The 13,006-nt window shown below is 57.3% G+C and carries 11 protein-coding genes; 4 read left to right on the top strand and 7 right to left on the bottom strand.

Annotated features, from left to right (window positions below; all coding sequences use genetic code 11):
- Positions 1–41 precede the first annotated feature (41 nt).
- The gene (locus CKF42_RS06690) at positions 42–1,394 is read left to right on the top strand and encodes an MFS transporter (protein WP_111207830.1); all 1,353 of its coding nucleotides are present in this window, start codon (positions 42–44) and stop codon (positions 1,392–1,394) included.
- Between the two features lie 21 nt (positions 1,395–1,415).
- On the opposite strand, the gene CKF42_RS06685 is transcribed toward CKF42_RS06690, so the two are convergent.
- The 6 genes from CKF42_RS06685 to mntP all read right to left on the bottom strand — a co-directional run bounded on the left by CKF42_RS06685 (position 1,416) and on the right by mntP (position 7,613).
- Positions 1,416–2,807: a hypothetical protein gene (locus CKF42_RS06685; protein ID WP_009087949.1), complete on the bottom strand. Its 1,392-nt coding sequence runs from the start codon at positions 2,805–2,807 to the stop codon at positions 1,416–1,418.
- On the bottom strand, positions 2,800–3,711 hold the full coding sequence (locus CKF42_RS06680; protein WP_111207829.1) for an alpha/beta fold hydrolase: 912 nt from the start codon (positions 3,709–3,711) through the stop codon (positions 2,800–2,802). Before CKF42_RS06680 ends, CKF42_RS06685 begins: the two co-directional genes overlap by 8 nt.
- A 187-nt stretch (positions 3,712–3,898) precedes the next feature.
- Positions 3,899–5,254, bottom strand: coding sequence for an MFS transporter (locus tag CKF42_RS06675; RefSeq protein WP_058956913.1), 1,356 nt, complete (start codon positions 5,252–5,254; stop codon positions 3,899–3,901).
- A gap of 38 nt (positions 5,255–5,292) precedes the next feature.
- Positions 5,293–6,225 carry an SMP-30/gluconolactonase/LRE family protein gene (locus CKF42_RS06670; RefSeq protein WP_111207828.1) on the bottom strand — a complete coding sequence of 311 codons (933 nt, stop codon included), beginning with the start codon at positions 6,223–6,225 and terminating at the stop codon, positions 5,293–5,295.
- A 616-nt stretch (positions 6,226–6,841) separates the two neighbouring features.
- Entirely contained in the window at positions 6,842–6,919 is a 78-nt protein-coding gene (azuC, locus tag CKF42_RS21500; RefSeq protein ID WP_111207900.1) for a stress response protein AzuC, read from the bottom strand.
- Between the two features lie 118 nt (positions 6,920–7,037).
- Positions 7,038–7,613 carry a manganese efflux pump MntP gene (mntP, locus tag CKF42_RS06655; RefSeq protein ID WP_009087956.1) on the bottom strand — a complete coding sequence of 192 codons (576 nt, stop codon included), beginning with the start codon at positions 7,611–7,613 and terminating at the stop codon, positions 7,038–7,040.
- A gap of 317 nt (positions 7,614–7,930) precedes the next feature.
- Between mntP and CKF42_RS06650 the strand changes: the two genes are divergently transcribed.
- The gene (locus tag CKF42_RS06650) at positions 7,931–8,173 is read left to right on the top strand and encodes a DUF1158 domain-containing protein (protein ID WP_009087958.1); all 243 of its coding nucleotides are present in this window, start codon (positions 7,931–7,933) and stop codon (positions 8,171–8,173) included.
- On the opposite strand, the gene CKF42_RS06645 is transcribed toward CKF42_RS06650, so the two are convergent.
- A complete protein-coding gene (locus CKF42_RS06645) occupies positions 8,163–9,608 on the bottom strand; it encodes a PLP-dependent aminotransferase family protein (RefSeq protein WP_111207827.1) in 1,446 nt (481 codons plus the stop codon). The two genes, CKF42_RS06650 and CKF42_RS06645, sit on opposite strands and share 11 nt — an antisense overlap.
- A 57-nt stretch (positions 9,609–9,665) precedes the next feature.
- On the opposite strand from CKF42_RS06645, the gene CKF42_RS06640 reads away from it, so the two are divergent.
- Positions 9,666–10,121, top strand: a complete 456-nt coding sequence (locus tag CKF42_RS06640; RefSeq protein WP_009087962.1) for a carboxymuconolactone decarboxylase family protein — start codon at positions 9,666–9,668, stop codon at positions 10,119–10,121.
- A 510-nt stretch (positions 10,122–10,631) separates the two neighbouring features.
- The gene (gene mqo, locus CKF42_RS06635; protein ID WP_009087963.1) at positions 10,632–12,245 is read left to right on the top strand and encodes a malate dehydrogenase (quinone); all 1,614 of its coding nucleotides are present in this window, start codon (positions 10,632–10,634) and stop codon (positions 12,243–12,245) included.
- Positions 12,246–13,006 lie beyond the last annotated feature (761 nt).

Genomic DNA, 13,006 nt, shown 5'->3' with positions numbered 1-13,006 from the left:
TTCTCACCATAACGATAACCAGCCAGTTTCGGGAGAGTGCAATGGAAAAGACCTCAGTATCCGGCCGTGATCGCGCGTCCGGTGAGATGACACCAGACCAGGATTTCGTGCCCATGCGCAGCGACGTGGTGCGCTCACCGCGCATCCGTAAGATTCAGGTCACCGCGATGCTGCTGTTGCTGTTTGCGGCCGTCATCAACTATCTGGATCGCAGCTCGCTGTCGGTGGCCAATATGACTATCCGTGAGGAGATGGGACTGAGCGCCACCGAAATCGGCGTTCTGCTCTCCGCTTTTTCGCTGGCTTATGGTCTGGCGCAGCTGCCGTGCGGTGCGCTGCTGGATCGCAAAGGGCCGCGCATCATGCTCGGCATCGGCATGTTCATCTGGTCACTGTTTCAGGCGGCCTCCGGCCTGGTGCACAACTTCACCCAGTTTGTGCTGGTGCGTATCGGCCTCGGCATTGGCGAAGCGCCGATGAACCCGTGCGGCGTCAAAGTGATCAACGACTGGTTCAATATCAAAGATCGCGGCATGCCGATGGGGATGTTTAACGCCGCCTCGATGATCGGGCTGTCGGTTGCACCGCCGATTCTGGCGGCGATGATGCTGGTGATGGGCTGGCGGGGGATGTTTGTCACCATCGGCATCCTCGGCATCTTCCTCGCCATTGGCTGGTACATGGTCTATCGCGACCGCGATAACCGCACTCTGAGCGCCGAAGAGATCCACTATCTGCAGGCGGGCAGCGTGGCGTCACGCAAAGAGCCAATCAGCTTCAGGGAGTGGCGCGGCCTGTTTAAGCAGCGCACCATGTGGGGCATGATGATTGGCTTCAGCGGCATCAACTACACCGCCTGGCTCTATATCGCCTGGCTGCCGGGCTATCTGCAGTCGACTTATCACCTCGATCTCAAAAGCACGGGCCTGCTGGCGGCGATTCCGTTCCTGTTCGGTGCGGCGGGCATGCTGCTGAATGGCTATGTGGTCGATACGCTGGTGCGCCGCGGGTTTAACGCGGTGAAAATCCGCAAAGTCTGCATCGTCAGCGGCATGCTGCTGTCAGCCGGATTTACCGCCGTTGTCACCCGCGCGACCGACACCACCAGCGCCGTGACGCTGATCGGCATGGCGCTGTTCTGTATCCACTTTGCCGGTACGTCGTGCTGGGGGCTGATCCACGCCAACGTTACCGCGCGCATGACCGCCTCGGTCGGCAGCATTCAGAACTTCGCCAGCTTTATCTTTGCCTCGTTTGCGCCGGTCATTACCGGCTGGGTGCTCGACACCACCCAATCGTTCAGCCTGGCGCTGATGATTTGCGCCTGTGTCACGCTCATCGGCGCCCTCGCCTATCTGCTGCTGGTGCGTAAGCCGATCATCGACGGCGAATAACCCCCGCTGACGGCGCGGCGGTCAGCTCAGCGTCGTCAGCGTAACCCCATGTTTCGCCCCGTAACGCTGAATACCGGCGATCACCTTCTCCGTGCTGAGCGGCGGTGGCGGTGGCAGCAGCGGTGCTCTTTCACGCAGCGCCGAGTCGAAGCGGGCAAAGGTAGCAAAATCGCGCGGGAACCGCTCTTCATCCACGCCGATGAAGACCCCCTCATCACGGGCATGCTCCAGCAGCGCCCGCCAGCGATCAATCTCCGCCAGCCCGATGCTGTCGGTGCCGTGAGAAAAGAGCATCATGTCGATATTGCGGAACGGCGGCTGTTTTTCCAGGAAGCGTTGCAGGGCCGCCGCTGACGGCTCGGTGCAGAACACCAGCCAGAACGGGATAGCCTGCTGCCGGATGCTGCTCCACGGGTCCATCAGCAGGAAACTGTCCACCGTCAGACGGGTCGGTAAAATACCGGCAGCCAGATACCAGTCACGATAGATCTCTGCCACCACATAACTCATCGCTTCCGGATCTTCATAGCGAATCTCCATCAGCTTCCAGTTCTGGGCTTCCGCCAGCTTTTTCAGTGGTGAGATGAGATAGCCATCCAGCCCCCACTCCGCTTCCGGCACCCGATCGGTGATGGCGGGCGGTGTCCAGCGCTCGCGGTCAACGCCATAACGTGCCAGATACTCCGCAACCCGCGGACCACCCTGTAAATACTCCTGCTCGGTTGCCCCGCCGAGCGCGCCAAACTGAAAGAAGGAGCGATCGCTGGTGCGCGTGACCGGCCACTGGCGGGTACAGTGATTAATGAACAGGGTGGATCCGGCAGGCAGGCTGCCCATCAGGAACTCGTTAAAGGCCAGCGGCAGGTCGCGCAGTTTCAGCCGGAAATAGCGCATCTGGTCCAGCATCAGCCGATCCTGATTGGGGTCCTGCATATGGTGAACCGCCAGCCGCGGCCAGGCGGAGAGCAGCGCAGCGGCAATCTCTTTACCCTCCTCAAAACCTGCCTGCGCATCATCGGGATCGCTGCTGGTTGCCCGCACCGGGCAGAGAAAGGTTTGTGGCAGCCAGGGCACGCCCATCGCCGCCGCCAGATGCATCAGCGCACCGTTCGACGAGCCGATAAAGGCGGCGGGATAATCCTGCTGGGGATACTCACTGACCATCCATTCGGCGATGCCCTCCACATCCAGCTCCCCCGCCTGGCGCAGGCTGATGCCCTCTGCCATCCCGCCCAGCGCGTAGCCCCACTCCCGCAGTCCGGTCGGCAGCCGGTTCAGCGACGGCAGCAGCCGATCCAGCGTCGGAGACTGGCTGGGACTGGCAAAGGGGCGATCGTGCAGCGCATTCGCCAGCGCCAGCAGCATCGCTGCGGCGGAGTCAAAACGGGCAATACCTTTCGGGGGTTTACTCATGCTGATTCTCCTGCTGAATGCGCGCCAGGAACGGGCGAATGGCGTGACAGAAACTCCACGGATAGACGTAATGCAGGGTGTGCGTGCCGTCGCGCAGTGTAATCAGTTCGCTGTGCGGCATCAGCGCGGCAAGCTCATCCAGCCAGCGTGCCGGACAGACCGGATCGCGCGAGCCGCGCAGCAGCAGCGTGGGCGCATTGATGTAGGTAAGGCGATGCTCGATGTGGTCGCGCATCATCTCACGCATCGTGCCAAAGGCGCGGCGCAGACCCGCTTTAGCGTAATCGATGCGGGCCAGCGGCCCCGGCGGTCGCCGTGTTTCCAGCCGGCCATTGCGCCAGTCGCGCCACAGCTGACGCGGCAGGCTGCGGGCATGGCGGTCCACCGTCGGTCCCTGCAGCACCAGCCCCGCCACCACCTGCGGATGCTTCACCGCCAGCGCGGCCAGAATCTGACAGCCAAACGAGTTACCGACCCAGATTGCGCGCTGAAAGCCGTTGTGCTGCAGCCACAACCAGAGCGCCTCCGCCTGCTGGTCGACTGACATCACCGGCGCAGAAGCGGGCAGCGTACTGGCTCCGAAACCAGGCAGGTCCGGCACCAGCACGTGATAGTCGCGGCTCAGCGCCAGCGCCAGTGGCTCCATCGCCCGGCCTGACATCACCAGTCCGTGGATCAGCACCACCGGCAGTCCCTTATCCTCATTGGGCGTGACCCGGGTGAACATCCGCCAGTCGCCCACCTGCTGAAAGTAACCGGCCATGCCGGCATGGTGGCTGCGCGGTGACACCGGCGGTGTCTGTTTCAGCTGCTGCCAGCGTTTCATGCCCCACAGGGTGGCCGCCACACCTAATCCCACGCCTGCCACCATCGCTGCCTGTTTTCGTCGCTGCTTCTGGCTCATCCACTGCTCCTGTTTCGGGGAGAATAATTCAGTGTAGGCCGGGATCGGATGGGAGGCGGTTTATCGGTGTCATGGCGAGGAAAAGTTCAGCGTGTCTCTTGCGGGGAGGCGGGACGCCGGAAAGCGTGTCTTCAGCCCCTGGATTCGCGGAGAGGGGAAAAGGCGCCAGCGCGCCTTTTCCCTCTTATTACTGTGCTTTGCGATAGGGATCTTTGATTAATGCCACGGAGAACGCCCCAATCAGCAGCACGGCAGAGACCGCCAGCAGTGCCCAGGTAAATCCCCCGCTGCTCTGGCGGATATAGCCAATCAGGGAGGGGCCGACAAAGCCGCCCAGATTCCCGACAGAGACGATCATCGCTAATCCACCTGCCGCTGCGCTGCCGGTAAGAAAGCCCGAAGGGAGAGCCCAGAATGAGGCCTGAAAAGCGAGAATGCCGCTGACGGTAAAGCAGAGTGCCAGCATCTTCAGAACGGGCTCATTCACGACGGCGCTGCAGGCCAGCGCAAAGGCGGCGATAACGAGTGCACCACTGATCCAGCGAATGCGATGCCCGGAGGCATTGGCCCGCCGTGCCCAGAACAGCATGCTGAACGCGGCACAAATGTAGGGTAATGCGGTCAGGAAACCGGTGGTGGTGTGGCTGACGCCAAGCTGGCGGATGATCTGCGGCATCCACAGGCCCACCCCGATCGAACCGACAATCCCGCAGAAGTTAATAAATGCCAGCAGATAAAGCAGCGGATTCCGCAGCGCATCGCGCAGGCTGGAGCCGTGTGCTTTTTCAATCTGCTGTTGCTCGTTCTTCAGTCGTCTGCTCAGCAGGGACTTTTCCGTGTCGCTCAGCCAGTTTGCCTTCTCCGGGCGGTCGTTAAGGAAGAAGAGGCACAGCACGCCGAGGATCACTGCCGGGAACCCTTCCAGCAGCAGCAGCCACTGCCAGTTACGGATATGTTCATGCCCTGTGATTTGCATCAGCATCCCCGATAGGGGAGCCCCGATGATATTGGCCACGGGGATCCCGACTAAAAAGGCGGCCGTAATTTTTGCGCGCCAGCTTCCGGGGAACCAGTATGTGAAGAACAGGTAAATACCGGGCGTGAATCCGGCTTCGGCCACCCCCAGACAAAAACGGGCAAAGGCAAAGCTCAGGGGGCCGGACACGAAGGCGGTCGCCATGGAGATGAGTCCCCATGAGATCATGATGCGGGCGATCCAGATACGGGCGCCCACTTTTTGCATGATCAGGTTGCTGGGCACTTCAAACAGAAAATAGCCGATAAAAAACATCCCGGCGCCGAATCCGAACTGCTCAGCCGTGATGCCCAGATCGGCATTCATGCCCAGCGCCGCGAAACTGACGTTGGTGCGATCCAGATAGCTGACGACATAACAGATGAAAATAAAAGGCAGGATGCGGCGAAACGCTTTACCGGCTGCCTGTTCACTTTGTTCAAAATCCTTTTGATTCATCTCTTCACGATCGCCGGACACGGTTTCCGGCTCCGCAGGTGAGCCAGTGCTTACAGTATGCAGATTCATGAGTGCCTCCGCTGCGTTCAGAGAACGCAGAGTTGTTCTTAGAGAAAAGCAGTGGACATAAAGGACAGTGGATGGCCGGGCGTCTTCATTGAACAGGTAAGAATGCTGCCGCTGACCGATTCGGTGATAAACAGCTGCTGTAAATTTTCGCCACCAAAGCAGAGGTTGGTGGTGGAGCGTCCGGCGGGACTGGTGAGGATTTCGGCAGGCTCAGCCAGATCGTTGAGCAGCCAGACGCGACCCAGACCCGGATTGGCAATCAGTAGCTCACCCTGCGCGTTGATGGCCAGTCCATCGGGACCGCTGGGCCCGTGCGAGGTAAAATATTGACTCACTTTGCTGACCGACCCATCACGCTGAAGCGGCACGCGCCAGATGGCATTGCCGCGCGTCATCGCGACATAAAGCACTTTTTCATCTGGCGACAGAACCAGCCCGTTTGGGCTTGGACAGTTATCCAGCAGGATATCCAGTCGTCCGTCCTGGCTGAGACGATAAACACGGCCAGTCGGATCGTGAAGTCCCGTCTGACCCTGATCGGTGAAATAGAGGTTTCCCCGGCTGTCGGGCGTTAAATCGTTCACACCGCGAAAGCTCTCACTGTGGCGGCGAGGCAGCCACGGCGTCACGTCCTGCGTTTTAAGCGAGAGCTTCATTAACCCGTGATGATAATCTGTAATCAGAAGGGTATCCGGATCGACGAGTTTCATGCCGTTCGGTTCGCCATCATATTGCACGATGAGATCCCAGTTGCCTGCCATATCGACCCGGAATATCCGGCCATACGGGATATCGGTCAGGTACAGACAACCGGAAGGGTGCCAGATCGGCCCTTCCAGGAATGAGTCGGTAAGCTGTCCTCCGCGATTGGCGGCAGCCCAGACATTGTTGCTATCAGGGGAACGAAAGTGGTCGGGCAGCCGGGTAAAAATTGATGTCTCCCTGACATCCGCCTGCGTCAGATAAGTCATAGAATGGTGCCCTTTTCAGTGAATCCCATAACCCGGCTGACACAATCCGTGCGCACGTGTGCGTCTCTGCGGTGAATCAGCGGTGTCTCATCAGCGAACATAGCCTGCCTCACATTATGTTTTACTAAGTAAAACTCAGGTGTACATGATGAAATAACTATATCGACCACACTGGCGCTGATGCCAGTGTTATGAGCTTGTTTATTATGTAAACAAGATATCACTCACAAATTATGCCGACATGTACCGGCCAGGTCATGAACCGCAGACGGGTGAAAAGCGAGAAAGGCTGAAGCCGCTTTTTAAAATGATGATGGAAAAGGGTTGAAGTCGTGTATAAAAAAATAATTTTTTCAATATCTTATACCTGAAGAAGAAATGATCACCTGTCACGTCAAATACGTTATCGATCCCTGTCAGATACGCGAATTTGAAAATTATGCTTCGGGATGGAACTGCTTCAGGGTTTAAGAAAGAGAACGGAGAAACGGAGGCGGCAACCTGAACAGACCTCAGGCGCAGAAAAAACGGGTTTCAGTCAGCGGAGGCAAAACAGAGAGGTGATAATCACCGGTCGATCCCTGACCGCGATTATCGAGGGTTTCCTGCGGGGTGCTCAGGAGATGGCACCCGGCGGTACGTGTTTGAACGTCTCAACGTAAGCACGGAACACGTATTTGAAAATGCGTTTCATGGAGCACCTGATTCAAATTAAGTTGAAGATATACTGAAAAAGTATAACTTCTGTGCGTTTTAACAGCAAATAAATTTGAACCCGATCACAAAACTACGGCTTCTCGCTTCATAAAAACCTATGCGGTGTAGCCGAGATGCTGCAGCAGAATGGTGGAACCAACGGCAATTAAGACGAGGCCACCGAGCACTTCCGCCCACTTACCCAGCACCGGACCAATAAAGCGCCCGACCAGGACACCGGTCGTTGCCATTACCGTGGTCGCGGCACCAATCGTCAGCGCGGTGGTGATGATGTTCACCTGTAAAAAGGCCAGGCCAACACCGACCGCCAGCGCATCAAGGCTGGTGGCTACCGCAGTGGTCGCCAGTACCACAAAGCCGTGGCTTTTTGGCGCTTCACAGGGTTCGGCGACCGCAGTCTGACGGAAGCCTTCCATCATCATACGGCCACCCAGGAACGCCAGCAGTGTAAACGCAACCCAGTGGTCCCACGCCATGATGTAACGGCTGGCTGCCAGGCCGAGTGCCCAGCCAATCAGCGGAGTCAGTGCTTCAATAGAGCCGAAAATCAGACCGGTGCGCAGCGCTTCTTTAAAACCAGGACGATGCAGCGTCGCACCTTTGCCCAGCGCAGCAGCAAATGCGTCCATCGACATACCCAGCGCAAGAATTAACGTAGCAATAAAGGTCATGATTTATTCACCTGGGGCGAAAAAGCGGCTATTCACGCTGAATTCACCACACAAAGTGTTCAGTTATGAAAAAGTGCGCGCAGTCTACCATGCAAACCCGCAGATAAAAAGACAGCAAAATCAGGGATTTAAGTATAGCAAAGGCTATAACTCTTATCTTCCGCTATGAATGGACCTAAGTCGATGGTGGCAAAGCGTTTTCTGGCCACTCTGAGTGCCTGAATCCCCGCTCCCTTCGCCTTTGCGCCCGACACCGCCATTGAACCGCGCGACCAATTACCGGAAAATACCGGGCTGATAATGATGGGATACCGGTAATGAATAACCCTTTTGAAACGTTGATCGTGCCTGGTGGCATTCTGCTGCTGGGTTTTCTCTCGGCGCTGCTGCTGCCCGCCCCTGCCTTCAGCCTGACCGTGGCGCAGCATCTGCTGCAGCTGTTCCATCTGCAGGATCTTAATCAGCTTTACACGGTCGTGTTCTGCATCTGGTTTTTACTGCTGGGCGCGCTGGAGTTTTTCGTTATCCGCTTTGTCTGGCGTCGCTGGTTCAGGGCCTGACGGCACAATGGGCGTCCACCAGCGCTTTTAGTTGTCCGGCGCTGCGGGCATAGCCTTCGCGCGGCAGATGTGCCGCGCCCAGCAACAGGCCTGCGCGGCGCTGATCCGCATCCTGATACCAGAGTGACAGCGGCGAGGGTGCCATCCCCCACTCTGCCGCCTGCTGAGCAATAAGCTGGTCCGGGGAACCGGCGGGCAGGCGAACGATCACCGCCAGCCCGGCGCGCTGCAGGTCCGGAAAATGGGGGTGCAGCGCGGCAACCATCTGCTCCAGCCGCTCGTGATACACACGCTTCATCCGCCGCAGATGCCGCATGAAGTGACCTTCCCGCAGAAACTCTGCGACCGCATTGTGCAGCAATCCTGCCGATGCCGGTGCCAGTAACGCACACACATCACCGAACCGGGCAGCCAGTGCAGGCGGCACCACCATAAAACCGAGCCGCAGCTGTGGCGTCAGCGTCTTGCTGAACGTGCCGATATGCAGGACCCGTCCCTCGCTGTCGAGGGCGGCCAGTGCTGGCGCGGCGCGATGACCAGGCTGGAGCTCACCCAGATAGTCATCTTCAATAATCCAGCGCTGTTCGCGGCTGGCCCACTCAAGCAGGGCATGGCGGCGCGCCAGACTCATCGTCATGCCAAGCGGTGCCTGCTGGCCCGGCGTCACCAGCGCGAAAGCGGCGTCCGGCGCACGCGTCACCCCGGCAGCGACCTGCATCCCCTCCTCGTCGACCGGCACCGCAACCGGCCTGACCCGCAACGCTTCCACCGCGCCGCGCGCCAGCCAGAATCCGGGATCTTCCAGCCAGGCGGTTTTGCCCTGAAAATCCATCGCCAGGCCAATCAGCCCCATCGCGCCTGCATAGCCACTGGTAATGATGATCTGCTCCGCCTGACAGCGCAGACCGCGCGCCACCGCCAGATAGGCCACCAGTGCCTGACGCAGTGCCAGACTGCCACGCGGATCGGGATAGCTGGCTGGCCGGCTGACCTGCATTCGCGCCTGCCGCTGCAGGATGCGCAGCCAGACTTTGGCCGGAAATGCATCGCTGGCGGGCGTCCCCATCTGGAAGGTCAGCGGCGGCGCGTCAAACGCCTTGATCCCTTCAGAATGCGGTGGAAGGTACCCGGCATCGGAGCGGGCCGGTTTTAATGGCGGTAAAGTGCTGACGAAGGTGCCCGCCGCGCCCCGGGTCTCCAGAAACTGACCATCGGCCAGCATGTCATAACTGGCACGGACGGTGCCGCGGGCAACACCGAGCTGCGCGGCCAGATCGCGACAGGAAGGCAGACGCGCCCCCGGCTGTAAACGGCCTTCACCAATCGCCTGCTCAATCAGCTGGCGCAACTGTTCGCTCAGCCCACGCGGCGTACCGCGCTGCAGCGTCAGCGAGAAAAGGGGGGATGGACCAGTCAGACTCTCATTTTTTGGCACTTTATCTGCTCCATTCAAAGGCCGAAAATCGCCTCATCAATCCCAGGAGGCAATAAGATGAGCGAACGTATCGATTTTCACCAGGCAGCACCGGCAGGCATGAAAGCACTGAGCGGCGTATACGGTTATCTGTCACAAACCGATCTGCCGCTCACTTTACTGGAACTGCTGTTCCTGCGCATATCGCAGATTAACGGCTGCGCTTACTGCATTGATATGCATACAAAAGCGCTGAACAAGGCGGGGATCGGCTGGGATAAAATTGTACTGACGTCGGTCTGGCACGAATCCGGCACTCTGTTCAGTGAAAAAGAGAAAGCGGCCCTGCAGTGGGCGGAGTGCCTGACGCTGATTGCACAGCATGGCGCGCCGGAAGCAAGTTATACCGCGCTGAGGGAGCACTTCAGTGATAAAGCAATTGTCGATCTGAATATCGCCATTGGCCTGATGAACACCTACAACCGCATGGCGATAAGTCTGAAAAAGCTGCCTGCCAGTGCGAATGCGTCATAAGTGAAACCGATGCGTGCGCCGCTGCGCGCGCATTTTAAGACTCACAAAAATGTAACATTATTTTTACACAAGAGGCTATCTGGCTGCTTTGTCGACAATTCAAACTATTCCGCATTGCATAATAAATCGCTAAAATTCAGATAATTAAATAATTCCGCACCGTTCATATCGATTCTGCCGTTGCACCATCATGGCGCTTTTCCGCAACATCCTTTCCGGGTTAACCCTCTGACTTAACAATAAAAAATCCCTAATCGCGCAGCCATGCTGATGATTAATTCTTATGCTGAATCATTTCTGCATTTAAAAAATAAACAAATGTTTAATTCAGGGGTGAGAATGTTATATTCGGATGACAAAGCATAACGTGCAGTTAACCCGTTATCACCGCTTTAACCTATACCTGAGACTTAACCTTTGAGAAATAGCGCAACGCGCTCGCAAGAAGCGTGACTATTTCGCCTGCAAAACTGTTGGGCTTCAGGTCAACAGAAGAGGAGATGTCGCCTCATGTGCAATTCAGCTGTAAACCTTGCGCTCGCGATGAGTGCCATGGCAAAGGACACCACTACCGCGCAGGAGCGCAAAGACGTTGACGTGCTGCTGATTGGCGCAGGTGTGATGAGCGCTACCCTCGGTGCATGGCTGCAGGATTTAGCGCCGGACTGGTCCATCGAAATGGTGGAGCGGCTGGACAGCGTGGCCGAGGAGTCGTCCAACGGCTGGAATAACGCCGGCACCGGTCATGCCGCCCTGGCCGAGCTGAACTATACGCCGCAGCAGGCGGATGGCAGCATCGACATCTCTAAAGCGGTGACGATCAACGAATCGTTCCAGATTTCCCGCCAGTTCTGGGCATATCAGGTCCAGAAAGGCAACCTGCGCAATCCCAAAAGCTTTATCCACAGCACGCCACACATGAGTTTTGTCTGGGGAGACGACAACGTCGAATTCCTGCGCAAACGCTATCAGGCGTTGCAGAAAAGCACCCTGTTCCGGGGCATGGCCTACTCCGAAGATCCGCAGCAGATTGCGCGCTGGATCCCGCTGGTCATGAATGGCCGCGATCGCCGTCAGAAAGTGGCCGCGACCTGGACGGAGATGGGCACCGATGTGAACTTCGGTGAAGTGACCCGTCAGCTGATTGCCTCCTTAGAGAAGAAGGCGAACTTCCGCCTGCGTCTGCGTCAGGAAGTGCGTGACCTGAAGCAGCTCGCCGACGGGCGCTGGCAGGTGACGCTGCAGTGTCTGAACAGCGGCAACCGCCGCACGCTGACAGCGGGCAAAATCTTTATCGGCGCTGGCGGCGCGGCATTGCCGCTGCTGCAGAAGGCCGGTATCCCGGAAGCGAACGGCTACGCCGGATTCCCGGTAGGGGGTTCATTCCTGGTGACGGAAAATCCGCAGGTGGTGGCGCAGCATATGGCCAAGGTCTACGGCAAAGCCAGCGTCGGCGCACCGCCGATGTCCGTGCCGCACGTTGACACCCGCGTACTGGATGGCAAGCAGGTGCTGCTGTTTGGCCCGTTCGCCACCTTCTCCACCAAGTTCCTGAAGCAGGGTTCGCTGATGGATATGTTCACCTCTCTGAACAGCAGCAACATGCTGCCGATGGTGAAAGTGGGGCTGAAAAGTTTCGATCTGGTGAAATACCTGATGGATCAGGTGCTGCAAAGCGATCGCGACCGTATGGACGCCCTGCGCGCCTACGTGCCGCAGGCGAAGCAGGAGGACTGGCGGTTAGTGACGGCCGGTCAGCGTGTGCAGATCATCAAGAAGGATGAGAAAGAGGGTGCTGTATTGCGCCTCGGCACCGAAGTGGTCGCCTCACAGGATGGGACGATTTCAGCACTGCTGGGCGCCTCACCGGGCGCCTCGACAGCGGCACCGATTATGCTGGAACTGCTGCATAAGGTCTGTCCTGAGCAGATGGCCACGCCGGAATGGCAGAATAAAATCCGCGCCGTCATCCCTTCCTGGGGCCGTAAGCTGAACGGTGACGTGGCCCTGACAGAGAAAGTGTTGGCCGAAACCAGCCGTATTCTGCAGCTCGACTACTCGCCGGTGACACCGATGGCGGCAAACGATGAAGGACGTGAAACCGCGTTCGTTGTCGGCAAGTAATTCCGCACCGCTGATAAAAAGGCCGCTCAGACTCTCTGAGCGGCCTTGAGAGCTGGGTTAGGTACTTAACCGAACCCGGCTCTTTCATTTTGGTTTCCGAAACATGCTTTGCACCTCTTCCTGCGATATTAGCTTTGCCTGATGACTCGCCATTCGATATTACTCGCACGCTCTCGCCTCATTTTTAAAATCGTAAAGTTACGATAAAAATATGAGTTCTTTGTCACACCCCGCCACACCCCTCTTTGTTACATTCCCGAACTCTCTATTTAAAAGTTTCTCATGTAAGAAATAAATAGTTCAGGTATGTTCAAGTCCGCATTAGCATCTGGAGTACTGGGTTCAGTAAGCGCAGGCGTAATCATTCCTGGAATCGGATTGGTACCGGGATGGATCGCCGGAGCCGCTTCAGGCGCCGCAGGTGCGGCCTTTACTTATGGATTAACCAGTTGGTGGTGATGAAGGCGGTAAAAAGAGTCATCCTTAATACGCTGCTAATCGTTTTAGCCCTGTTTTTAATTGACTATTTTATCCATGATTCACTGACGATAAAAAACGCAATTAAAATAGCGATCACTGGAATAGTGATAGGGCTGATAAATTATAAGCTTTATATCAAATAAAGCTGCCCGGCGTTGAATCAAAAAATCATCTTTAAAACGCTTATTCAATGAACTGACGTCATCATGTCGGACAGTTTATATCAGGCGATTTTCACGGCCTGGGTTCGTTATCGATAGGGACCCTGGCCTTTTTTATTG

Origin of the sequence: Pantoea sp. ARC270 (assembly GCF_003236725.1) — a bacterium.
Lineage (GTDB): Bacteria > Pseudomonadota > Gammaproteobacteria > Enterobacterales > Enterobacteriaceae > Pantoea > Pantoea anthophila.
The sequence above is the reverse complement of the archived record's forward strand: the minus strand, read 5'-3'. Positions and strand labels throughout refer to the sequence as shown.